This is a genomic window from Pseudomonas fluorescens group sp. PF-69, from assembly GCF_054481235.1.
Window position 1 is genome coordinate 2,089,039 of record NZ_JBTMNC010000001.1, and the last position, 22,642, is coordinate 2,111,680.

Here is a 22,642-nt window from a genome sequence, read left to right on the forward strand (position 1 = left end):
GGTTTTTAGTGCGACATCACTTCACGGATGTCCCTGGCCAATTCCCGCACGCGTTCTTCTTCGGTGTCCCACGAGCACATGAAGCGTGCGCCGCCGTTGCCGATGAAGGTGTAGAAGCGCCAGCCCTTGGCGGTCAGCGCGGCGATGGCCGGTTCCGAGAGTTGCAGGAACACGCCGTTGGCCTGAACCGGGAACATCAGTTCCACGCCAGGAATGTCGCTGACCAGCTCGGCCAGCAATTGTGCGCAGCGGTTGGCGTGATTGGCGTATTTGAGCCAGGCGTCGTTTTCCAGGATCCCGACCCAGGGCGCGGAGAGGAAACGCATTTTCGACGCCAGTTGCCCGGCCTGTTTGCAGCGGTAGTCGAAGTCTTCGGCCAGTGTGTGGTTGAAGAACAGGATCGCTTCGCCCACGGCCATGCCGTTTTTCGTGCCGCCGAAGCACAGCACGTCGACGCCGGCCTTCCAGGTCAGGTCCGCTGGCGAGCAGCCGAGGAATGCGCAGGCGTTGGAGAACCGCGCGCCGTCCATGTGCAGGTTCAGGCCCAGTTCCTTGCAGGTGGCGCTGATGGCGCGGATTTCGTCCGGGGTGTAGACGCTGCCGACTTCGGTGGCCTGGGTGAGGGTCACGACGCGGGGTTTCGGGTAGTGGATGTCCTGGCGCTTGAGAGCGACTTCGCGGATCGATTCCGGGGTCAGCTTGCCGTTTTCGGTGCGGGCGATCAGCAGTTTGGAGCCGTTGGAGAAGAATTCCGGCGCGCCGCATTCGTCGGTTTCGACGTGGGCGGTTTCCGAGCAGATCACGCTGTGGTAACTCTGGCACAGCGACGAGAGGGCCAGGGAGTTGGCCGCGGTGCCGTTGAAGGCGAAGAACACTTCGCAGTCGGTTTCGAACAATTTACGGAAATCGTCGGACGCGCGGGCGGTCCATTCGTCGTCGCCGTATGCGCGCTGGTGGCCATGGTTGGCCTGCTCCATGGCCGCCCAGGCTTCGGGGCAAATGCCGGAGTAGTTGTCGCTGGCGAATTGTTGGCTCTTGTCGGTCATGGCCTGCTTCCGTGGTCGGGGCGCTTATGGTGAAGCGTCTCGTGGTCAATGAGGGTGCGCACTCTACCGAAGATCGTCCGGGGAGCGCACGGGATGTCACTGTCAGAAAATTACGGCGATACCGGGCAATTATGCACGTGGCGATGTACTTGACACAGCAGCACTTAACGCCGCGCGACGGTGCACTGGATCTGCTCAAGTGGCTGGCGCTGCTGAGCATGGTGCTCGATCACCTGCGTTATGTCGGTTATTCCGTCGATCTTTTGTATGTGCCGGGGCGTCTGGCGTTTCCGTGGTTTTGCCTGGCGATGGCGGCCAATCTGGCGCGCAAGCCCGCCGTGAAGTCAGAGGGACAATGGCGCTATCTGGGCTGGTTGTTGCTGTTCAGTGCGGTGAGCGAAGTGCCTTACCGGATGTACATTCCGGATCCCGACACCTTGAACGTCTTGCCTACCCTGGCCTTGGGCCTGCTGGTGGCACGGGGCTGGCAAGTGCAGGGGCTTCAGGCGCGACTGTTGGCGCTCGTCGCCCTGGTGCTGGCGGCGGTTTTCTGGTCGCGATTGATGTTCGGTTTCTTTGGCGTGCTGTTGCCGTTGGCGCTGCTGCTGGTGATCCGTCGGCCCTGGTATTTCGCGCTGTTGCCGGGACTGGTTTGCCTGGCGGCCAATCAATGGCAAGTGCTGTATCACGCCGCACGATTGGGCAATCCTGCGGCCATTCCGGCCATCGCCATATGCCTGATCGCGCCTTGGCTGGGACTGTTCTTGTTGCGACATGCCAAGGGCGTAAAACCACCACCGATGCGGCGTTGGGCGTATGCGCTGTATCCCCTGCATTTCCTTGTGCTGCTACTCGTCCGCCAGATCGCCGTATAACCCTGTGGGAGCTGGCTTGCCAGCGATAGCGGTGGACCAGTCGCCATCAATACTGGATGTGACGCGATCATCGCTGGCAAGCCAGCTCCCACAGGGTTTCTCACTGATTTGAGAAGAGTGCCCGACCAGTCATTCCCCGCCATGTCGTAAACGCACCTTTACGTGGCGTCCGTAGGCATTTGGCCTGTCTGCGCCGGTCATACCATCGCTATCAAAGGGCACTGCCGAAACACCGGTGCCTTACCGAGACGAATGGCGCATAGATGCCGCTGGGAGAGACGCGATGTTCAGCAAGCAAGACCAGATCCAGGGTTACGACGATGCACTGCTGGCGGCGATGAATGCCGAGGAGCAACGTCAGGAAGATCACATCGAGCTGATCGCGTCAGAGAACTACACCAGCAAACGCGTCATGCAGGCCCAGGGCAGCGGCCTGACCAACAAATACGCCGAAGGCTATCCGGGCAAGCGCTACTACGGTGGCTGCGAGCACGTGGACAAGGTTGAAGCCCTGGCCATCGAACGCGCCAAGCAACTGTTCGGCGCCGACTACGCCAACGTCCAGCCGCACTCCGGCTCTTCGGCCAACAGCGCGGTTTACCTGGCCCTGCTGCAAGCGGGCGACACCATCCTGGGCATGAGCCTGGCCCACGGCGGTCACCTGACCCACGGCGCCAAAGTGTCGTCCTCGGGCAAGCTGTACAACGCCGTGCAGTACGGCATCGATACCAAGACCGGGCTGATCGACTACGACGAAGTCGAGCGCCTGGCCGTCGAGTGCAAGCCGAAGATGATCGTCGCCGGCTTCTCCGCCTACTCCAAGACCCTGGACTTCCCGCGCTTCCGTCAGATCGCCGACAAGGTTGGTGCGCTGCTGTTCGTCGACATGGCGCACGTGGCCGGTCTGGTCGCCGCCGGTCTGTACCCGAACCCGCTGCCGTACGCTGATGTGGTCACCACCACCACCCACAAGACCCTGCGCGGTCCACGTGGCGGCCTGATCCTGGCCAAGGCCAACGAAGAAATCGAGAAGAAGCTCAACGCCGCGGTATTCCCCGGCGCCCAGGGCGGCCCGCTGATGCACGTGATCGCCGGCAAGGCAGTGTGCTTCAAGGAAGCGCTGGAGCCAGGCTTCAAGGCCTACCAGCAACAAGTCATCGACAACGCCCAGGCCATGGCCGGCGTATTTATCAAACGCGGCTACGATGTAGTGTCCGGCGGCACCGATAACCACCTGTTCCTGGTCAGCCTGATCCGTCAGGGCCTCACCGGCAAAGAGGCGGATGCAGCGCTCGGTCGCGCCCACATCACCGTGAACAAGAACGCTGTCCCGAACGATCCACAGTCGCCGTTCGTCACCTCCGGCCTGCGCATCGGCACCCCGGCGGTGACCACGCGCGGCTTCAAGGTGACCCAGTGCGTCACCCTGGCCGGCTGGATCTGCGACATCCTCGACAACCTCGGCGACGCCGATGTCGAGGCCAATGTCGCCGAGCAAGTGGCGGCCCTGTGCGCGGACTTCCCGGTTTATCGCTGAGTGCGGTTTTGGAGTAAATGACTATGCAACGCTACTCGGGCTTCGGCCTCTTCAAACACTCTCTCAGCCACCACGAAAACTGGCAGCGGATGTGGCGCACGCCGACCCCTAAAAAGGTCTACGACGTGGTCATCGTCGGCGGTGGCGGGCATGGTCTGGCGACCGCCTACTACCTGGCCAAGGAGCACGGCATCACCAACGTGGCCGTGGTCGAAAAAGGCTGGCTGGGCGGCGGTAACACCGCGCGCAACACCACCATCGTTCGTTCCAACTACCTGTGGGACGAGTCGGCGCACCTGTACGAACACGCGATGAAACTGTGGGAAGGCCTGTCCCAGGACCTGAACTACAACGTGATGTTCTCCCAGCGCGGCGTCTACAACCTGTGCCATACCCTGCAGGACATCCGTGATTCCGAGCGTCGTGTCAGCGCCAACCGCCTCAACGGCGTCGACGGCGAACTGCTCGATGCCAAGCAAGTGGCCGACGAGATTCCGTACCTCGACTGCTCGAAGAACACCCGCTACCCGGTGATGGGCGCTACCGTCCAGCGTCGCGGCGGCGTGGCCCGTCACGATGCCGTGGCCTGGGGCTTTGCCCGTGCCGCCGACGCACTGGGCGTGGACCTGATCCAGCAGACCGAAGTGATTGGTTTCCGCAAGGAAAACGGTGTGTGCATCGGTGTCGAAACCAACAAGGGCTTCATCGGCGCCAAGCGCGTCGGCGTGGTCACCGCCGGTAACTCCGGGCACATGGCCAAGCTGGCCGGTTTCCGTCTGCCGATCGAATCCCACCCGCTGCAAGCGCTGGTGTCCGAGCCGATCAAGCCGATTATCGACAGCGTGATCATGTCCAACGCCGTACACGGTTACATCAGCCAGTCCGACAAGGGCGACCTGGTGATCGGCGCCGGTATCGACGGCTACAACGGCTACGGCCAGCGTGGTTCGTACCCGGTGATCGAGCACACCATCCAGGCCATCGTCGAAATGTTCCCGGTGCTGTCGCGCGTCCGCATGAACCGTCAGTGGGGCGGCATCGTCGACACCACGCCGGATGCGTGCCCGATCATCTCGAAAACCCCGGTACCGAACATGTTCTTCAACTGCGGTTGGGGCACCGGTGGCTTCAAGGCAACTCCTGGCTCGGGCAACGTGTTTGCCGCGAGTCTGGCCAAGGGTGAAATGCACCCGTTGGCCGCACCTTTCTCCATCGACCGTTTCCACAACGGTGCGTTGATCGATGAACACGGCGCTGCTGCGGTTGCCCACTAACAGGAGAAATCCCCATGTTGCATATCTTCTGTCCTCACTGCGGCGAACTGCGCTCCGAAGAGGAATTCCACGCATCCGGCCAGGCGCACATCCCGCGTCCACTGGATCCGAACAGCTGCACCGACGAGGAGTGGGGCGACTACATGTTCTTCCGCGACAACCCTCGCGGTCTGCACCATGAACTGTGGATTCACGCCGCCGGTTGCCGTCAGTACTTCAACGCCACCCGCGACACCGTGACCTACGAGATTCTCGAAACCTACAAGATCGGCACCAAGCCACAATTCACCGACAAGACCGATAGCCCGAAAGCGGCCAGCACGGCTCTGGGAGAGAAGGTATGAGCCAGACCAATCGCCTGTCCAACGGCGGACGGATCGACCGCAACAAAGTCCTGACGTTCACCTTCAACGGCCAGAGCTACAAAGGCTACGAAGGCGACTCCCTGGCCGCTGCACTGCTGGCCAACGGCGTCGACATCATCGGTCGCAGCTTCAAGTACTCCCGTCCGCGCGGCATCTTCGCCGCCGGTGCCGAAGAGCCGAACGCGGTGCTGCAGATCGGCGCCACCGAAGCCACGCAAATCCCGAACGTACGCGCCACGCAACAAGCGCTGTATCAAGGCCTGGTCGCCACCAGCACCAACGGCTGGCCAAGCGTGAACAACGACATGATGGGGATTCTCGGCAAGGTCGGCGGCAAGCTGATGCCACCGGGTTTCTACTACAAAACCTTCATGTACCCGCAATCGTTCTGGATGACCTACGAGAAGTACATTCGCAAGGCCGCCGGTCTGGGCCGCTCGCCGACCGAGAACGATCCGGACACCTACGACTACATGAACCAGCACTGTGACGTGCTGATCGTCGGCGCCGGCCCTGCGGGTCTGGCCGCTGCACTGGCGGCTGCACGCAGTGGCGCCCGGGTGATCCTCGCCGATGAGCAGGAAGAGTTCGGCGGCAGCCTGCTTGATTCCCGCGAAAGCCTCGACGGCAAGCCTGCCGTGGAATGGGTCGCCAGCGTCATCGCCGAGCTGAAGGACACCCCGGACGTGCTGCTGTTGCCGCGCGCCACGGTCAACGGCTACCACGACCATAACTTCCTGACCATTCACGAGCGCCTCACCGATCACCTCGGCGACCGCGCCCCGATTGGCCAGGTGCGTCAGCGCATCCACCGCGTTCGCGCCAAGCGTGTGGTGCTGGCGACCGGTGCTCACGAGCGTCCGCTGGTTTACGGCAACAACGACGTGCCGGGCAACATGCTGGCCGGTGCTGTCTCGACTTATGTGCGCCGTTACGGCGTGGCACCGGGCAAGAAACTTGTCCTGAGCACCAACAACGACCATGCCTATCGCGTGGCGCTGGATTGGCTCGACGCCGGCCTGCAAGTCGTGGCCGTCGCCGATGCTCGCAGCAACCCGCGTGGGGCGCTGGTGGAAGAAGCACGCGCCAAAGGCATCCGCATCCTCACCGGCAGCGCCGTGATCGAGGCCCGTGGCAGCAAGCACGTGACCGCTGCCCGCGTGGCCGCGATCGATGTCAAGGGACACAAGGTCACCAGCCCTGGCGAATGGCTTGAGTGCGACCTGGTTGCCAGCTCCGGCGGCTATAGCCCGGTGGTTCACCTGGCTTCGCACCTGGGCGGCAAGCCGATCTGGCGTGAAGACATCCTCGGTTTCGTACCGGGTGAAGCACCGCAGAAACGCGTATGCGTCGGCGGCATCAACGGCGTCTATGGCCTGGGTGATTCCCTGGCCGACGGTTTTGAAGGCGGCGTGCGCGCGGCCAGCGAAGCCGGTTTCGGTACGGTCGAAGCGACGCTGCCCAAAGCCCTGACACGTCTGGAAGAGCCGACCCTGGCGCTGTTCCAGGTGCCCCATGAAAAGAACACCGCACGGGCGCCGAAGCAATTCGTCGACCTGCAAAACGACGTCACCGCCGCCGCCATCGAACTGGCGACTCGCGAGGGCTTCGAGTCGGTCGAGCACGTCAAGCGCTACACCGCACTGGGCTTCGGCACCGATCAGGGCAAGCTCGGTAACGTCAACGGCCTGGCGATTGCCGCCCGTTCGCTGAACGTGACCATCCCGCAGATGGGCACCACCATGTTCCGCCCGAACTACACGCCGGTGACTTTCGGCGCCGTGGCCGGTCGTCACTGCGGGCACATCTTCGAGCCGGTGCGTTTCACCGCGCTGCATCACTGGCACCTGAAAAATGGCGCCGAGTTCGAAGACGTCGGTCAGTGGAAACGTCCTTGGTACTTCCCGAAATCCGGCGAAGACATGCACGCCGCGGTCAAGCGTGAATGCAAAGCCGTGCGCGACAGCGTCGGTCTGCTGGACGCGTCGACCCTGGGCAAGATCGACATCCAGGGCCCGGATGCGCGTGAGTTCCTCAACCGCATCTACACCAACGCCTGGACCAAGCTCGATGTGGGCAAGGCGCGCTACGGCCTGATGTGCAAAGAAGACGGCATGGTGTTCGACGACGGCGTGACCGCCTGCCTGGCCGACAACCATTTTGTGATGACCACCACCACGGGCGGCGCCGCACGCGTGCTGCAATGGCTGGAAATCTACCAACAGACCGAATGGCCAGACCTGAAGGTGTACTTCACGTCCGTGACGGACCATTGGGCGACCATGACCCTGTCCGGGCCGAACAGCCGCAAGCTGCTCAGCGAAGTCACCGACATCGACCTGAGCAACGAAGCCTTCCCGTTCATGACCTGGAAAGAAGGTCTGGTCGGCGGCGTGCCAGCGCGGGTGTTCCGGATTTCGTTTACCGGTGAGCTGTCGTACGAAGTCAACGTGCAGGCCGACTATGCGATGGGTGTGCTGGAGAAGATTGTCGATGCTGGCAAGAAGTACAACCTGACGCCATATGGCACCGAAACCATGCACGTGCTGCGGGCCGAGAAGGGCTTCATCATCGTCGGCCAGGACACCGACGGCTCGATGACCCCGGACGACCTGAACATGGGCTGGTGCGTGGGTCGCACCAAACCGTTCTCGTGGATCGGCTGGCGTGGCATGAACCGCGAAGACTGCGTGCGTGATCAACGCAAGCAGCTGGTTGGCCTGAAGCCGATCGATCCGACCAAATGGCTGCCGGAAGGGGCGCAACTGGTGTTCAACACCAAGCAGGCGATCCCGATGACCATGGTCGGTCACGTGACCTCCAGCTACGCGCACAACTCCCTGGGCTATTCGTTTGCCATGGGCGTGGTCAAGGGCGGCCTGAACCGCATGGGTGAGCGCGTGTTCGCGCCACTGGCGGACGGCAGCGTGATCGAAGCGGAAATCGTTTCTTCGGTGTTCTTCGATCCGAAAGGCGAGCGCCAGAACGTTTGACGGCCTCGGGCCCTGTGGTGACTGTGCCGCCGCTATCGCGAGCAGGCTCGCTCCCACAGGGAAACCCGGTCAAATGTGGGAGCGAGCCTGCTCGCGATAGCAGTAGACCTGCCACCACAAGGGCCGGAACCAACAGAATTCAGGAAAAGGTGCTTTATGACCGCAGCCAATGTTTACCAACAACGCCCAACCTCCGGGGCCAAGGCCGAGTCGTCGCTGCATCACGCCGACCTCGCCAGCCTGGTGGGCAAGGGTCGCAAGAACGCCGGCGTGACCGTGCGCGAGAAAAAACTCCTCGGTCACCTGACCATTCGTGGCGATGGCCATGACGCAGCGTTCGCTGCCGGCGTGCACAAGGCCCTGGGCATCGAATTGCCGGCCGCGCTGACCGTCATCGTCAAAGGTGAAACCAGCCTGCAATGGATGGGGCCGGATGAATGGCTGCTGATCGTGCCGACCGGTGAAGAATTCGCCGCCGAGAAAAAACTGCGTGAAGCGCTGGGCGACCTGCACATCCAGATCGTCAACGTCAGCGGCGGGCAGCAGATCCTCGAACTGAGCGGCCCGAACGTGCGCCAGGTGCTGATGAAGTCCACCAGCTACGACGTGCACCCCAACAACTTCCCGGTGGGCAAGGCGGTTGGCACGGTGTTCGCCAAGTCGCAACTGGTGATCCGTCACACCGCCGAAGACACCTGGGAACTGCTGATTCGTCGCAGCTTCTCGGATTACTGGTGGTTGTGGTTGCAGGATGCAGCGGCCGAGTACGGGCTGAGCGTTCAGGCCTGACCCCAACCGACCTTGTAGGAGCGAGCCTGCTCGCGATGGACTTGAGAGCGGCGCGTTGTATCAGGAAGAACGCGTCATCGTTAACGTCCATCGCGAGCAGGCTCGCTCCCACAAGAAGCCGTTTCGACTATCGATGTCTCAGGAGTCACCGCACTATGAGCCGCGCCCCAGACACATGGATTCTGACCGCCGACTGCCCCAGCGTCCTCGGCACGGTGGACGCGGTGACGCGCTTTCTGTTCGAGCAGGGCTGCTACGTCACCGAACACCATTCCTTCGATGACCGGCTCTCGGGCCGTTTCTTCATTCGCGTGGAATTCCGTCAGCCCGACGGTTTCGACGAGCAGTCATTCCGCGCCGGTTTGCAGGCGCGCGGTGAAGGCTTCGGCATGGCCTTCGAGCTGACCCCGCCGCACTACCGGCCGAAAGTGGTGATCATGGTCTCCAAGGCCGATCACTGCCTCAACGACTTGCTCTATCGCCAGCGCATCGGCCAGTTGTCGATGGACGTGGTTGCCGTGGTGTCGAACCACCCGGACCTCAAGCCTTTGGCCGACTGGCATCAGATTCCGTACTACCACTTCCCGCTGGATCCGAACGACAAGCCGTCACAGGAGCGTCAGGTCTGGCAGGTGATCGAAGAGTCCGGCGCCGAACTGGTGATCCTTGCCCGCTACATGCAAGTGCTGTCACCGGAGCTGTGCCGCAAACTCGACGGCAAGGCGATCAACATCCATCACTCGCTGCTGCCGGGTTTCAAGGGCGCCAAGCCGTACCACCAGGCCTACAACAAGGGCGTGAAACTGGTCGGCGCGACCGCGCACTACATCAACAACGACCTCGACGAAGGGCCGATCATCGCCCAGGGCGTCGAGGTGGTGGATCACAGTCATTACCCCGAAGACTTGATCGCCAAGGGACGGGATATCGAAGGCCTGACCCTGGCGCGGGCCGTTGGTTATCACATTGAGCGACGGGTGTTTTTGAACGCCAATCGCACGGTCGTTCTTTAGATCGCTTTCGCGAGCAGGCTCGCTCCCACAAGGGTATGCATTCCAATGTGGGAGCGAGCCTGCTCGCGATGACGGCATGACAGACAACGCAAGACAAACAGGCAATAACCCGGGCAATCAACGCGCCGCCGCTCCTTGGCGACGCGACCGCTACATAAAAACAACAGCGAGGTGAAAGCATGTCTGGCAATCGTGGTGTGGTGTATCTCGGCGCTGGCAAGGTCGAAGTACAGAAAATCGACTATCCGAAAATGCAGGACCCGCGCGGTCGCAAGATCGAGCACGGGGTCATTCTCAAAGTGGTTTCCACCAACATCTGCGGCTCCGACCAACACATGGTGCGCGGCCGTACCACGGCACAAACCGGCCTGGTGCTGGGCCACGAGATCACCGGTGAAGTGATCGAGAAGGGCTGCGACGTCGAGAACCTGCAAATCGGCGACCTGGTGTCGGTTCCGTTCAACGTGGCTTGCGGGCGCTGCCGTTCCTGCAAGGAAATGCACACCGGCGTGTGCCTGAGTGTCAACCCGGCGCGTCCGGGCGGTGCTTATGGTTACGTCGACATGGGCGACTGGACCGGTGGCCAGGCCGAGTACGCGATGGTGCCGTACGCCGACTTCAACTTGCTGAAACTGCCAGACCGCGACCGGGCCATGGAGAAAATCCGTGACCTGACCTGCCTCTCCGACATCCTGCCAACCGGTTATCACGGCGCCGTGACGGCGGGCGTTGGCCCGGGCAGCACGGTGTACATCGCCGGTGCCGGTCCGGTCGGTCTGGCGGCTGCCGCTTCGGCTCGCCTGCTGGGTGCCGCCGTGGTGATCATCGGTGACGTCAACACCGTGCGCCTGGCCCACGCCAAGGCCCAGGGTTTCGAAATCGCCGACCTGTCCCTGGACACCCCGCTGCACGAACAGATCGCTGCCCTGCTGGGCGAGCCGGAAGTGGATTGCGCCATCGACGCCGTCGGCTTCGAAGCCCGTGGCCACGGCCATGACGGCGTGAAACACGAAGCCCCGGCCACCGTACTCAACTCGCTGATGGGCGTGGTGCGTGTGGCGGGCAAGATCGGTATCCCTGGCCTTTACGTCACCGAAGATCCGGGTGCTGTCGACGCCGCCGCGAAAATGGGCAGCCTGAGCATTCGCTTCGGCCTGGGCTGGGCCAAATCCCACAGCTTCCACACCGGCCAGACCCCGGTGATGAAGTACAACCGCCAGCTGATGCAGGCGATCATGTGGGACCGCATCAATATCGCCGAAGTGGTGGGCGTGCAGGTGATCAGCCTGGATCAGGCGCCGCAGGGTTATGGCGAGTTCGATGCCGGCGTGCCGAAGAAGTTTGTGATTGATCCGCACAAGATGTTTAGTGCGGCGTAAGGGCTATAGATAAAAAGGGCGACTTGAGGTCGCCCTTTTTGCGCACCTTAAAACCAATTTCCACTTCCTATACCCGACGCCAATGCATTGAGTGGCTCAGGATGAGGTAAATCCAGCGGAAGGGGCCCAAAGTGCACAACTCTGTCATTCATATGCTGCACCATCGGGTACGGATAATTTCTTATGGCATCGTGAAAGGTTATTCCCGATTGGACTGCCGCCGAGGGGGCAATTCCTTTGACTTGCCCAAACCCGACATCGGTTATGACAGGTAAAAGGTTCTTTCCAGAGGTTTTTTCAATAAGCCTCATCATGTTTAAGGAGGTTAAGGCTTTTACCGATTCGTTCATGCGTGTTGAGGTTTGGGAGACATTTGCAAGATCCTTGCCCTGAAGATTTCCAAATATTTTTTCTAATATCTCATTAGGCATATCGTCAAGACCGGTGTTCTTTAACGTATTTGACTGCCTCAAACCAATGGTTTTCCCTAACCATTTCAGGAATCCAAAAATTCCAGCATGCCCCATAGGATCCAGCCGATTCACCGGATCCCCCACACAATACCCATACGCATTCAACCCACCCTCCCCAAACGGACTCCAACTGTCCGGACTGTTAAACCGCATCAACACCGGGTTAAACGCTCGATAACCATTGCCCAACAAATAAGACCCCGTCACCGGATCCCGCCGTCGCCATTGAACCCGAGCAGGCTGAGCAAGCCGTTCTGCCGATGGCCGTAGGGGGTGTAGGCAAGAGGGTGCCGCGCAACGGCGTCGAGCAGGCTCAACACCGAGCGCTGTTGATCCGTGGCCAGGAGGTGGGTTTGCACGGCGGTGGTTTGGCGTTCTCGCTGCGCCAGCAGTTGATCCTCGTGCTGCATGATCGAACGCTGCACGACGCCCTGGATTTCGGTGGTCAGGCGGTCTTTCAGGTAGAAGCGCTGGGAGATTGCCTGCGCCGAGGGCGTGCTGGCGGCCAGTCGATCCAGCGCGTCGTAGTGGTAGCGGCACAACACGGTGGCGCGTTTGGACGGCATGGTGAAGGCTCCCTGAATATCCGGTCATTCAGGGTTTCACTGTGGCGCAATCCGCCAGTGCTGCCTACTGGCAGAACTGATAGTGGAGCCCCCTCGCCATAAGGGCCATTACAACGCCGCCAACGCCCCTTGATACAACACCGGCCCGGTCGGTTGCCCGGTCGGCGAACCGCCCTTCGGCTCCAGGCTGACCGCCAGTGCAATCGGTTTGCCGATCAGCGCTTTCTGCGCGTCGCTCAGTTCAACCTTGCCTTTGCCGCCCGCCGGGATCACCCCGAGGGAAACCGGTTTGCCGTCGGCCGGTATCGCCCACAGTTCCAGGCTTTGCTGCGGTGTGATCGCCGCCAAGGGCCAGGGTCAGTAGGCCGGCAATCAAGGGTGTTTTGATCGAGGTGCGTGTCATGGTGATGATCCTTTTGGGGAGAATCGGCCAGGAATGTCTGTCCGTGCTTGATATACGGGCGTGAAGCGGCACTGGATGCAGCACCGGGAAAATATCGTGATGAACCTGATCCCAGTAGGAGCGAGCCTGCTCGCGATGGACGCCAACGATAACGCGTGCTATCTGAATGACCGCGTTGTCCCTGCGTTTTTCGCGAGCAGGCTCGCTCCTACAGGGGCGGGAACAATGTCGGGGGAAACCAGTCCAACGCGCAGCGTTTCACCGCCCACTGCCGGGCGGTTTTTCATAGAGGATGTCTGGATGAAGATTTCACGCGGTATTGCACTGGCTTCGCTGATGACCCTGGCGGCCAGCCCGGTCTTCGCCCAGTTCAGCCTGGGCGATGCGGCCAACGCCATTTCGGGGATGCAGGGCGGCAACGCGGCCACCAACGCTGCGCCGACGCCGCAGACAGCCGACCTGCTGGGCGCGCTCAGCCAGTTGAATGTAACGCCGCAACAAGTGATCGGTGGCACCGGGGCGATGCTGGGGCTGGCGAAGAATCAGCTGAGTTCGACCGATTATTCTGAACTGGCCAAAAGTGTGCCGGGAATCGACAGTCTGTCGGGCGGTGGCGAGCTGGGCGCGCTCGCCGGTTTGCTCGGTGCAAGCGGCAAGGCGGCAGGACTGGATAATGCCTTGGGCAACGTCAAGGACACCAACGACTTGAACAACGCCTTCAGCGCGCTGGGCATGGACAGCGGCATGGTCGGCATGTTTGCCCCGGTGATCCTGCAATACCTCGGTCAGCAGGGCGTTGCCGGTTCGCTGTTGCAAAGCCTGGGCGGCATCTGGGGCACCGGTATCGGCACCGGCAGTTGATCAGCCGCTTTCGCCGCGCAACGCGTCGATGCGCCGGTCCTTCTCGATCCAGAGCTGGTTGACCCAGTTCTGGATTTTCTCGCGAAACAGCGGATCGTTTTCGTAATCGCCCTGCCATAGCGCCGGGTCGAGTTCGCGGGTCTTGATGTCGATGATGACCCTTGGCACGTTGCCGCTGATCAAATCCCAGAACCCCGGAATCCCCTGCTGCGGATACACCACCGTGACGTCGAGAATCGCATCCAGCTGTTCGCCCATTGCCGCCAGCACAAACGCCACGCCACCGGCCTTGGGCTTGAGCAGGTGAGTGAAGGGTGACTGCTGCTGAGCGCTTTTCACTGCGGTATAGCGAGTGCCTTCCAGATAATTGACGACCGTCACCGGTTGGCGTTTGAACAATTCGCAGGCCTGTCGGGTGATCTCCAGATCCTTGCCGGCCAGCTCCGGGTGCCTGGCCAGAAACGCCTTGGAGTAGCGCTTCATGAACGGGTAATCCAGCGCCCACCAGGCCAGCCCCAGGAACGGCACCCAGATCAGCTCTTTCTTGAGGAAGAATTTGAAGAACGGTGTGCGTCGGTTCAGCGTCTGGATCAACGCCGGAATGTCGACCCAGGATTGGTGGTTGCTGATGACCAGGTAGGAGGTGTCGCGACGCAGGTCGTCGCCGCCGCGTATATCCCATTGGGTGGGGATGCACAGGCGGAAGATCAGCTTGTCGATTTCCGACCAGGTCTCGGCGATCCACATCACCGACCAGGAGGCGTAATCGCGCAAGCGACCGGGCAGGACCAGTTTGAGCAGGGCAAATACCATCAATGGCCCGATCAGGACCAGGGTGTTGAGCAACAGCAGCAGGGTGACGAAACAGCCGGTGAGCAGGCGGCGCATAGGTAACTCTTGAAAGCCTTTGGGCGCGCCATGATAAGCAGCTTCAGTCGGCAGGCCAAATCGGCTGATGACGAATGTTTCACCATTGGATGGGTAGGCTGGGCAGGAAAATCCGGTCACATCATGATGTTGATGGCACCGGCCCCTTCGCGGGCAAGCCCGCTCCTGCAGTGGATTGCGGTGTTTTTGAGTCACGCAAATCCCGGTGGGAGCGCGGCATGCCCGCGAAGGGATTTCAAGAACGAACGAATTGCCCGCTGACGGTCTAAAATTTCGCTGCCCATTCACCCAGGATGCCCATCACGTGAAATCCCTTCTCGCACTGCTGTCCCTGTTAGCCCTGCCGGTGCTGGCCGCCGAGCCCACCCTGTACGGGCGTTACGAATACATCGCGCTGCCGGAAATCGGCGGTGAAGTGCTCAAGGCGAAAATGGACACCGGCGCCCTGACGGCGTCGCTGTCGGCCAAGGACATCGAAACCTTTACCCGTGACGGCGAGAACTGGGTGCGTTTCCGCCTCGCCACCAAGGATGCGAGCAACAAGGTCTACGAACACAAGGTCGCGCGGATCAGCAAGATCAAGACCCGCTCCGAAGAGGACGAGGACGAAGAAACCGCCGCGCCTTCCAAGCGCCCGGTGGTCGATCTGGAATTGTGCCTGGGCAACGTCAAGCGCACGGTCGAGGTCAACCTGACCGACCGCAGCAGCTTCAACTATCCGCTGCTGATTGGTGCCAAGGCCTTGCGTGAGTTTGGTGCGGCGGTGAATCCGGCGAGAAGGTATACGGCGGATAAGCCGGATTGTTGAGTTGCTGACTCACCTGGTGACTTGGCCCTATCGTGAATCTCTGATTCTGTTTGCGGTATCAACAAAGTCTTGTGCATTGAAGTGTGCGGCGATGCGGCTGGGCCCTTCAATGCGCAGGGAAGAGACGTGTGATATGACTCGTGCCAGTTCTTTTTTGTGAGTGAGCAGCTCAGTGTTCAGATTTCTTATTTCAACTTCATTCAGGTGTATAAGAAATGGGTTTTTGGGGTTGAGCAGACCGCCATTTGTAATGACTGCATCAAAGGTACTTCGAAGGTGTTGCTCGGCGCTATGGAGATATTCGATGCCTTTTGCCTTGTCTGGAGGAATTTCTGTAGGGAAATAAACAGGTTTTTTTTGCTCGGATAGAATGCGAGCAGTGAATGCGTCGGGATGGATTTTTTTACTGTTCGCAAGAACTTTTATCTTCTCTACTCCACCAAATAGCTCTTCTGTAGACGTTACGATGTTTGTAAATCGTACACTTTTCGATCCTTTCATGGACTTATATAAGTTCATGAATATTTCGTCAAAAAAAGCGGCAGGTATTACAGAGTGACCTGTTGGATCCTTCCAGTTGACTGGGTTCCCCGCGCAATACGCATATGAATTCAACCCCCCCTCCCCAAACGGACTCCAACTGTCCGGGCTGTTAAACCGCATCAACACCGGGTTGAACTGCCGATACCCGTTGCCCAAATGATAGTGCCCGGTCAGCGGGTCCGGCTGTTCGCCGTTGAAGCCGCGCAGGCTCAGCAGCCTATCGAGCGCTGGGTGGTGGCCATAGGGGGTATAGGCGAGGGGATGAGGTCCGGAGGCGTCGAGGGCGTTGAGCACGGAACGTTGCTGATCGGTTGCCAGTAACGTGGCGGTCCCGCTTGCTTCGCGATGATTTCGTTGCGCCAGTAACTGGTCGCCGTGCTGAAGGATGCTCCAGTGCGCACCGCCCTGGATTTCAGTGGTCAATCGTCCATCACAATGAAAACGCTGGATGATCGGTTGTTGAGGTAGCGTGCAGCCGCTCTGGCGGTCCAGCGGATCGTAGTGGTAGCGGCACAGCAGGGTTTCATGGGGTGCATTGGGCATGGGTTGAGCTCCGTGCAAGGTCCGGTTGGCCGGACCTTGAGCATCGGAGTTTTTACAGCGGTTGCCTACTAGCAGATCTGATAGAGGGGGCGTCGCTCATCCAGGGGCCGGTGGGAAGATGGGAGCTTCGAGCAAGCCCGACGCTATGTCGCCGACTTGCTGCGCTACGCCTCGGTCAGTTACCGCCACCCCTTCTAATTGCCTCCGCATAGGTTGGGAGGCCGCTCTCTACAACGTCACGATAAGACGGTGGAGAATCCATGACACGTTGTTTAGCCAAGTCGTAGAGAGGTGACAGGTTTGTTCTCTCCTCTGCCATCGCGTTCAGCCGTGCGACCAACTTGGTTCGGTCTGCGGGATTAAGTTTGGGTGCTCCATAAAATATGTCTGTATTAACTCTCCCGTGAGTGGTTAGAAGCTCAAATCTGGTGATTACTTTCTGTGCGATTTCCCTGCTGGCTACAGAATTGGCAGTCATGTCGATGTCTGAAGGAGGAAGGCGTTTAACTTCCGGTGTATTTTTGATTAAGTATTCTTTTGGGGTCATTTTGTTTAGTTTTGCATATTTCTTTAATTCTTTTTCTCCGCCAAATCTTTCTATTGTTTGTGAGAACGAATCAAGGGTCTCTTTTGAGATTTTTTTCGTCGGGTGGAGTGGGCTGCTGATGATGTTTTTACTCAGTTTCTTGATGAAGCTCTTATACCAGTGCCCATTTGGATCAACTCTATTTGCCGGGTCTCCCCCGCAATATGCATAAGCATTAATTCCTCCCTTGCCAAACGGACTCCAACTGTCCGGGCTGTTAAACCGCATCAACACCGGGTTGAACTGCCGATACCCGTTGCCCAAATGATAGTGCCCGGTCAGCGGGTCCGGTTGTTCGCCGTTGAAGCCGCGCAGGCTTGGCAGCCTGTTCAGTGCTGGGTGGTGGCCATAAGGGGTATACGCGAGGGGATGAGGTCCGGAGGCGTCGAGGGCGTTGAGCACCGAACGTTGCTGATCGGTTGCCAGTAACGTGGCGGTCCCGCTTGCTTCGCGATGATTTCGTTGCGCCAGCAACTGGTCGCCGTGCTGAAGGATGCTCCAGTGCGCACCGCCCTGGATTTCAGTGGTCAATCGGCCATCGCAATGAAAACGCTGGATGATCGGTTGTTGAGGCAGCGTGCAGCCGCTCTGGCGGTCCAGCGGATCGTAGTGGTAGCGGCACAGCAGGGTTTCATGGGGTGAATTGGGCATGGGTTGAGCTCCGTGCAAGGTCCGGTTGGCCGGACCTTGAGCATCGGAGTTTTTACAGCGGTTGCCTACTAGCAGATCTGATAGAGGGGGCGTCGCTCATCCACGGGCCGGTGGGAAGATGGGAGCTTCGAGCAAGCCCGACGCTATGTCGCCGACTTGCTGCGCTACGCCTCGGTCAGTTACCGCCACCCCTTCTAATTGCCTCCGCATAGGTTGGGAGAGTAGCCGCTTCATAAGAGGGTGGAGGTTGTTTGGCCAAGTCGTAGAGTGGTGATAGAGCTGCTCTCTCGCTTGCCATATTTTCCAGTCGCTTGAACAAGTTCTCTCTGTCGATGCGTTTAAGCGTGGGCACTCCATAAAGTATATCTGCACTGACTCTTTCGTGAGTGGTTAGAAGCTCAAATCTGGTTATTACGTTTTGTGCGTGCTCCGTGTCAACTATAAAGTTGATAGTCATGTCGATGTCTGAAGGGGGGAGGGGTTTAACTTCAGGCGTATTGTTGATTAGGTAGTGTTTTGGCTTTTTGTAGTTTTGGTTTGCAATTTTTTTAAATTCTTTTGGTCCGCCCAATATTTCAATTGTATGTAAAAACGAATCGGTGGTCTCTTTTGAGATTTTTTTCGTCGGGTGGTGTGGGCTGCTGATGATGTTTTTACTCAGTTTCTTGATGAAGCTCTTATACCAGTGCCCATTTGGATCAACTCTATTTGCCGGGTCTCCCCCGCAATATGCATAAGCATTAATTCCTCCCTTGCCAAACGGACTCCAACTGTCCGGGCTGTTAAACCGCATCAACACCGGGTTGAACTGCCGATACCCGTTGCCCAAATGATAGTGCCCGGTCAGCGGGTCCGGTTGTTCGCCGTTGAAGCCGCGCAGGCTTGGCAGCCTGTTCAGTGCTGGGTGGTGGCCATAAGGGGTATACGCGAGGGGATGAGGTCCGGAGGCGTCGAGGGCGTTGAGCACCGAACGTTGCTGATCGGTTGCCAGTAACGTGGTGGTTACGCTTGCTTCGCGATGATTTCGTTGCGCCAGCAACTGGTCGCCGTGCTGAAGGATGCTCCAGTGCGCACCGCCCTGGATTTCAGTGGTCAATCGTCCATCACAATGAAAACGCTGGATGACCGGTTGTTGAGGTAGCGTGCAGCCGCTCTGGCGGTCCAGCGGATCGTAGTGGTAGCGGCACAGCAGGGTTTCATGGGGTGAGTTGGGCATGGGTTGAGCTCCGTGCAAGGTCCGGTTGGCCGGACCTTGAGCATCGGAGGATTTTCGGTTTTTGCCCACTAGCAGAACTGCTAGTGCGTTGGTGTCGCCGGGTTAAATCTTCGGCATGGTCGCAATCATCGAAGGCCGCTGGCTCACCTCGAAATACCACGCCGCCAACTGCGGATTGGCATCACGCCAGGCCAGGTCCGGATGGCGCAAGTCCAGATAACCCAAGGCACAGGCCACGCTGATCGCCGCCACGTCGAAATGGCTGGTCAGTTCGGCGATCGCGTCTTTTTCCAGTAAAGCCAGGGCGCGGCGGATCTTGTCGCGCTGGCCGTCGAGCCACTCGTCCCAGTGTTTTTCCGGGGCACGCAGGGCCACTTCGTAACGGATCAGCACGGCGGCGTCCATGATGCCGTCCGCCATGGACGCCAGGGTCAGGCGCCGCCAGCGGGCCGGACCTTCGCGGGGAATCAGCGGGTTGCCGACGTGCTGGTGGTCGAGATAGTCGAGGATCACCCGACTGTCGTGGATCATGTTGCCATCGGCCAGGCGCAGGGCGGGGATCTTGCCCAGCGGGTTGTCTTCGTTGAGGGCCAGGTCGGGATTGACCGGCGTCAGCACGCTGGTCTGCAGGGCCACGCGGTCCTGTTGACCGGTTTCGTGCAGCAGCACCATGACTTTACGCACGAAGGGAGAGAGAGGGTTGTGATACAGGGTCATGCTCGGGGCGGACATGGCAGTGACTCGGTCGGTGGCGGTGTCACGCAGCATAACGTGTGGATGCGATAGCTCAAGACCACCGTCACCTGTAGGAGCGAGCCAGTTCGCGAAAAACCTGAGAGCGCCGCGCGGTGTCAGGTGCGCGGCGTCATCGTTAACGACCATCGCGACGGTGCGACGATTCGACGGGCTCGCTCCTACAGGGGTTGTGTTTTAGCTGGCGGGTTGCAGCGTCTGTCCGGCTTCAGGGCCGGGAATCGCCTGAGGCTTGAGTTCACGAGCCACGGTCCAGACGATGAATGCCGCCACGATGTCGAAAATCGCCAGCACCACGAACAGCGGGCTGTAGCCGATCTTGGTCACCATCACGCCAAACACCAGGGTGAAGGCGGCCGCACCCAGGTAGCCGAACATGCCGCCCATGCCGGTGGCGGTGGCCACTTCGTTTTTGCCGAACGAGTCGGAGGTGATCGCGTACAACGCACCGGACAAGGTCTGGTGAGCGAAACCACCGATGCACAGCAACGCAATGGCGGTGTACGGGCTGGCGACCAGGCCGATGCATGCCGGGCCGATCATGCACGAAGCACCGAACAGCAGGACCATTTTGCGCGAGGTGAACAGCGACACTTTGCAGTACTTGTGGAAGAACGGGCTCAGGTAGCCGCCGAGCACGCAGCCCAGGTCAGCGGCGAGGAACGGCAGCCAGGCGAACATCGCGATTTCCTTGATGTTCATGTGCCGCTCGGTCATCAGGTACAGCGGGATCCACGCGTTGAAGGTTTGCCAGGCGGGCTCGGAGAGTATCCGGGCGCTGGCGATGGCGTAGAAGTTGCGGCTGCCGATGATCTTCTTCCAGCTGCCTTTTTTGTGGGTTGTGTCTTTGAAGTGATCTTCCTGGCCGCTGAGGATGTAGTCGCGTTCTTCATCGCTCAGGCGCTTCTGATCGCGTGGATGCTTGTAGAAAATCATCCACAGGAACGTCCAGGCGACGCCCAGGCCGCCCACGATCAGGAACGCCAGCTCCCAGCCGCTGTGCAGGATTGCCCAGACCACCAGAGGCGGCGCCAGCACGGCACCAATCGACGAGCCGATGTTGAACCAGCCGATGGCCACCGAGCGCTCTTTGGCGGGGAACCATTCGGTGGAGGTCTTGACCGCCGCCGGCAAACCGGCCGCTTCCGTCAAGCCGAGCAAGCCACGGACAAACGCCAGTCCCTGCCAGCCCGTCGCCAGTGCCGCCAGCGCGCAGGCGATCGACCAGGCGAACGCAAAGATGGCGAAGCCCATTTTGGTACCGATGGCATCGATGATGTACCCGGCGACCGGTTGCATGAACGCATAGCAAAGCTGCCAGGCGACGACAATGTGCGAGTACTGCTCGGTGGAGATGTTCATTTCGCTCATCAGGGTCGGAGCGGCCACTGAGAGGGTATTGCGAGCCAGGTAGTTGACCATCAGGCCGGCAGTCACCAGACCGACCATCCACCAACGGATGCCTTTGACTTTCATCACTTCACCATTCTTTATTTTTGGATTTTTTGGTGCTGCAGTTGTTGTAGGTTGTCGTACAACATGCGTCTTTATAGAAGCACACAGGTTAAAGTGTCAACAAATATGTCAGGGGATTTACAGGGTGAGGCGACCGGCGGAATAGATAGTCGTCGTATGACCTGTAGGAGCGAGCCTGTCGAATCGTCGCACCGTCGCGATGGTCGTCAACGATGACGCGGGGAGCCTGATGCCCGGCGGCGTATTCGAGTGCATCGCGAGCAGGGCTCGCTCCTACAGGGGGGGGCGCGTCAATTGCGTTGCAGCAGACCGCGCAGGGCGAGGACGGCGGGGATGCCGAGGCCGAGCCAGCTCAGTGCGTCCCACACGCCATCGCCCAGCAGCGCGGCGAACAACCCTGCCGCTGTGAACAGAGCAATGACAGTGGGGGTGGCAAAGACCTTCCAGAAGTTCGACTGCCGGGGCCTCATGCCACGCTCTCCGCTTTTTCCAGCAGCGGTTTCGCGGCTTTGCGCCGTACCAGCCAAAGGTAAACCCCGCTGCCGAGCACGATGATCGTCAGCACATCCAGGGTCGCCCAGAGGATTTTCATCGGCAGGCCACCGTAGTCACCGAAGTGCAGTGGCTGCGACATGCCCATGGCGTCCATGTACCACGGGCGTTCGGCGACGGCTGTGACTTGCAGGGTGCTGGCGTCGATCAACACTGGCGTCAGCAGGTGCGAGGTCAGGTGCGTGCTGCCTTTCATGAACACCGCGTAATGGTGCTCGCTGGAGAAGCGGGTGCCGGGGAAGGCGATGAAGTCTGGCTGCATGTCTGGCGCGACTTCGTTGGCGATGTCCAGCAACCGGCTAGCGGGCGCCCGTTGTGTCAGCGGCGGGGCGTCGCGATACGGCGCGATCATCGCGCTGAGGCTGTCGTTGCGCCAGGCGGCGATCAGCAAGTCGGCGCAGGCGCTGATCACGCCGGTCATGCCGACCACCAAGGCCCAGGTCAGGGTCACGACACCGATCAGGTTGTGCAAATCGAGCCAGCGCAGCCGGGTGGATTTGTCCTGGCGCACGGTGGCGAATTTCAAGCGCCGCATGAACGGCAGATACAGCACGGTGCCGGAGATGATCGCCACCACGAACAGGATGCCCATGAACGCCAGCAACAACTTGCCCGGCAGCCCGGCGAACAGGTCTACATGCAAGCGCAGCATGACCATCATCAAGCCGCCGTTGGCCGACGGCATCTCCAGCGCTTCGCCGGTGCGGGCGTCGAGCATGAAGGTGTGAGACGAGTTCGGTTCGGTTCCCGCCGTGGGCGCCATGATCGCGACCACGGCGTCGGGCTCATCGTCCTCGAAACCGAAGTACTGCATGACATCGCCGGGGCGATGCTGCTCGGCGGCCTGCACCAGTTGCTGCAAATTCAGGTGCGGGGTGTCCGCAGGCATAACCTTCAGTTCGGCGGCATCGCCCAGCCAATGGTCGATCTCGTGATGGAAAATCAGCGGCAGGCCGGTCAGGGCCAGCATCAGCAGGAACACCGTGCAGATCAGGCTGGACCAGGTGTGCACGGCGGACCAGCGGCGAATTGTTTTGCTTTTCATTTCATGG

The 22,642-nt window shown here is 60.1% G+C and carries 21 protein-coding genes and 2 pseudogenes; 10 read left to right on the forward strand and 13 right to left on the reverse strand.

Annotated features, from left to right (window positions below; all coding sequences use genetic code 11):
- Positions 1-5: 5 nt before the first annotated feature.
- Positions 6-1,046, reverse strand: a complete 1,041-nt coding sequence (locus ACX3YF_RS09565; RefSeq protein WP_130210168.1) for a threonine aldolase family protein — start codon at positions 1,044-1,046, stop codon at positions 6-8.
- Positions 1,047-1,177: 131 nt separating this feature from the next.
- Between ACX3YF_RS09565 and ACX3YF_RS09570 the strand changes: the two genes are divergently transcribed.
- The 8 genes from ACX3YF_RS09570 (at position 1,178) to fdhA (ending at position 11,271) form a co-directional block, all read left to right on the forward strand.
- Positions 1,178-1,921, forward strand: coding sequence for a TraX family protein (locus ACX3YF_RS09570; RefSeq protein ID WP_458946221.1), 744 nt, complete (start codon positions 1,178-1,180; stop codon positions 1,919-1,921).
- A 283-nt stretch (positions 1,922-2,204) separates the two neighbouring features.
- Positions 2,205-3,458 (forward strand): serine hydroxymethyltransferase, encoded by a 1,254-nt coding sequence (gene glyA, locus ACX3YF_RS09575; protein ID WP_130210172.1) that lies wholly within the window; start codon positions 2,205-2,207, stop codon positions 3,456-3,458.
- 23 nt (positions 3,459-3,481) lie between these two features.
- On the forward strand, positions 3,482-4,732 hold the full coding sequence (locus tag ACX3YF_RS09580; RefSeq protein WP_007980419.1) for a sarcosine oxidase subunit beta: 1,251 nt from the start codon (positions 3,482-3,484) through the stop codon (positions 4,730-4,732).
- A 14-nt stretch (positions 4,733-4,746) separates the two neighbouring features.
- Positions 4,747-5,076 carry a sarcosine oxidase subunit delta gene (locus ACX3YF_RS09585; protein WP_047534309.1) on the forward strand — a complete coding sequence of 110 codons (330 nt, stop codon included), beginning with the start codon at positions 4,747-4,749 and terminating at the stop codon, positions 5,074-5,076.
- The gene (locus ACX3YF_RS09590) at positions 5,073-8,090 is read left to right on the forward strand and encodes a sarcosine oxidase subunit alpha (protein WP_130210174.1); all 3,018 of its coding nucleotides are present in this window, start codon (positions 5,073-5,075) and stop codon (positions 8,088-8,090) included. Before ACX3YF_RS09585 ends, ACX3YF_RS09590 begins: the two co-directional genes overlap by 4 nt.
- Before the next feature lie 156 nt (positions 8,091-8,246).
- Positions 8,247-8,879 carry a sarcosine oxidase subunit gamma gene (locus tag ACX3YF_RS09595; RefSeq protein ID WP_130210176.1) on the forward strand — a complete coding sequence of 211 codons (633 nt, stop codon included), beginning with the start codon at positions 8,247-8,249 and terminating at the stop codon, positions 8,877-8,879.
- A 155-nt stretch (positions 8,880-9,034) separates the two neighbouring features.
- Complete coding sequence (gene purU, locus ACX3YF_RS09600) at positions 9,035-9,892, forward strand: formyltetrahydrofolate deformylase (RefSeq protein WP_458973672.1); 858 nt, start codon at positions 9,035-9,037, stop codon at positions 9,890-9,892.
- 179 nt (positions 9,893-10,071) lie between these two features.
- Positions 10,072-11,271 (forward strand): formaldehyde dehydrogenase, glutathione-independent, encoded by a 1,200-nt coding sequence (gene fdhA, locus ACX3YF_RS09605; RefSeq protein WP_458973673.1) that lies wholly within the window; start codon positions 10,072-10,074, stop codon positions 11,269-11,271.
- A 47-nt stretch (positions 11,272-11,318) separates the two neighbouring features.
- On the opposite strand, the gene ACX3YF_RS09610 is transcribed toward fdhA, so the two are convergent.
- The 4 genes and pseudogenes from ACX3YF_RS09610 to ACX3YF_RS09625 all read right to left on the reverse strand — a co-directional run.
- On the reverse strand, positions 11,319-11,816 hold the full coding sequence (locus ACX3YF_RS09610; protein ID WP_458974835.1) for an F-box protein: 498 nt from the start codon (positions 11,814-11,816) through the stop codon (positions 11,319-11,321).
- Between the two features lie 33 nt (positions 11,817-11,849).
- A pseudogene (locus ACX3YF_RS09615) lies at positions 11,850-11,951 on the reverse strand (RHS repeat-associated core domain-containing protein); the annotation flags it as partial.
- A complete protein-coding gene (locus ACX3YF_RS09620) occupies positions 11,948-12,310 on the reverse strand; it encodes a hypothetical protein (protein ID WP_458973674.1) in 363 nt (120 codons plus the stop codon). The gene ACX3YF_RS09620 and the pseudogene ACX3YF_RS09615, both read right to left, overlap by 4 nt.
- Before the next feature lie 108 nt (positions 12,311-12,418).
- Positions 12,419-12,667: pseudogene (locus tag ACX3YF_RS09625) on the reverse strand (anti-sigma factor); the annotation flags it as partial.
- Between the two features lie 346 nt (positions 12,668-13,013).
- Here ACX3YF_RS09625 and ACX3YF_RS09630 point away from each other — a divergent pair.
- Positions 13,014-13,574, forward strand: coding sequence for a DUF2780 domain-containing protein (locus ACX3YF_RS09630; protein ID WP_103404157.1), 561 nt, complete (start codon positions 13,014-13,016; stop codon positions 13,572-13,574).
- On the opposite strand, the gene ACX3YF_RS09635 is transcribed toward ACX3YF_RS09630, so the two are convergent.
- Positions 13,575-14,462: an acyltransferase gene (locus ACX3YF_RS09635; RefSeq protein ID WP_458973675.1), complete on the reverse strand. Its 888-nt coding sequence runs from the start codon at positions 14,460-14,462 to the stop codon at positions 13,575-13,577. It lies immediately after the preceding gene.
- 304 nt (positions 14,463-14,766) lie between these two features.
- Between ACX3YF_RS09635 and rloA2 the strand changes: the two genes are divergently transcribed.
- On the forward strand, positions 14,767-15,270 hold the full coding sequence (gene rloA2, locus ACX3YF_RS09640) for a retropepsin-like aspartic peptidase RloA2 (protein WP_130210190.1): 504 nt from the start codon (positions 14,767-14,769) through the stop codon (positions 15,268-15,270).
- A 27-nt stretch (positions 15,271-15,297) separates the two neighbouring features.
- Here the strand turns inward: rloA2 and ACX3YF_RS09645 are convergent, their stop codons facing one another.
- The 7 genes from ACX3YF_RS09645 to ACX3YF_RS09675 all read right to left on the reverse strand — a co-directional run bounded on the left by ACX3YF_RS09645 (position 15,298) and on the right by ACX3YF_RS09675 (position 22,635).
- Complete coding sequence (locus ACX3YF_RS09645) at positions 15,298-16,356, reverse strand: RHS repeat-associated core domain-containing protein (RefSeq protein ID WP_448647526.1); 1,059 nt, start codon at positions 16,354-16,356, stop codon at positions 15,298-15,300.
- Positions 16,357-16,531: 175 nt separating this feature from the next.
- A complete protein-coding gene (locus tag ACX3YF_RS09650) occupies positions 16,532-17,593 on the reverse strand; it encodes an RHS repeat-associated core domain-containing protein (protein WP_448647525.1) in 1,062 nt (353 codons plus the stop codon).
- Between the two features lie 175 nt (positions 17,594-17,768).
- Positions 17,769-18,809 carry an RHS repeat-associated core domain-containing protein gene (locus tag ACX3YF_RS09655; RefSeq protein WP_448647524.1) on the reverse strand — a complete coding sequence of 347 codons (1,041 nt, stop codon included), beginning with the start codon at positions 18,807-18,809 and terminating at the stop codon, positions 17,769-17,771.
- A gap of 102 nt (positions 18,810-18,911) precedes the next feature.
- Positions 18,912-19,541 carry a glutathione S-transferase gene (locus ACX3YF_RS09660; RefSeq protein ID WP_196586983.1) on the reverse strand — a complete coding sequence of 210 codons (630 nt, stop codon included), beginning with the start codon at positions 19,539-19,541 and terminating at the stop codon, positions 18,912-18,914.
- Positions 19,542-19,739: 198 nt separating this feature from the next.
- On the reverse strand, positions 19,740-21,038 hold the full coding sequence (locus ACX3YF_RS09665; RefSeq protein WP_130210200.1) for an MFS transporter: 1,299 nt from the start codon (positions 21,036-21,038) through the stop codon (positions 19,740-19,742).
- Positions 21,039-21,328: 290 nt separating this feature from the next.
- The gene (locus ACX3YF_RS09670) at positions 21,329-21,508 is read right to left on the reverse strand and encodes a hypothetical protein (protein ID WP_130210202.1); all 180 of its coding nucleotides are present in this window, start codon (positions 21,506-21,508) and stop codon (positions 21,329-21,331) included.
- The gene (locus tag ACX3YF_RS09675) at positions 21,505-22,635 is read right to left on the reverse strand and encodes a PepSY-associated TM helix domain-containing protein (protein ID WP_448647522.1); all 1,131 of its coding nucleotides are present in this window, start codon (positions 22,633-22,635) and stop codon (positions 21,505-21,507) included. Before ACX3YF_RS09675 ends, ACX3YF_RS09670 begins: the two co-directional genes overlap by 4 nt.
- Between the last annotated feature and the right edge of the window lie 7 nt (positions 22,636-22,642).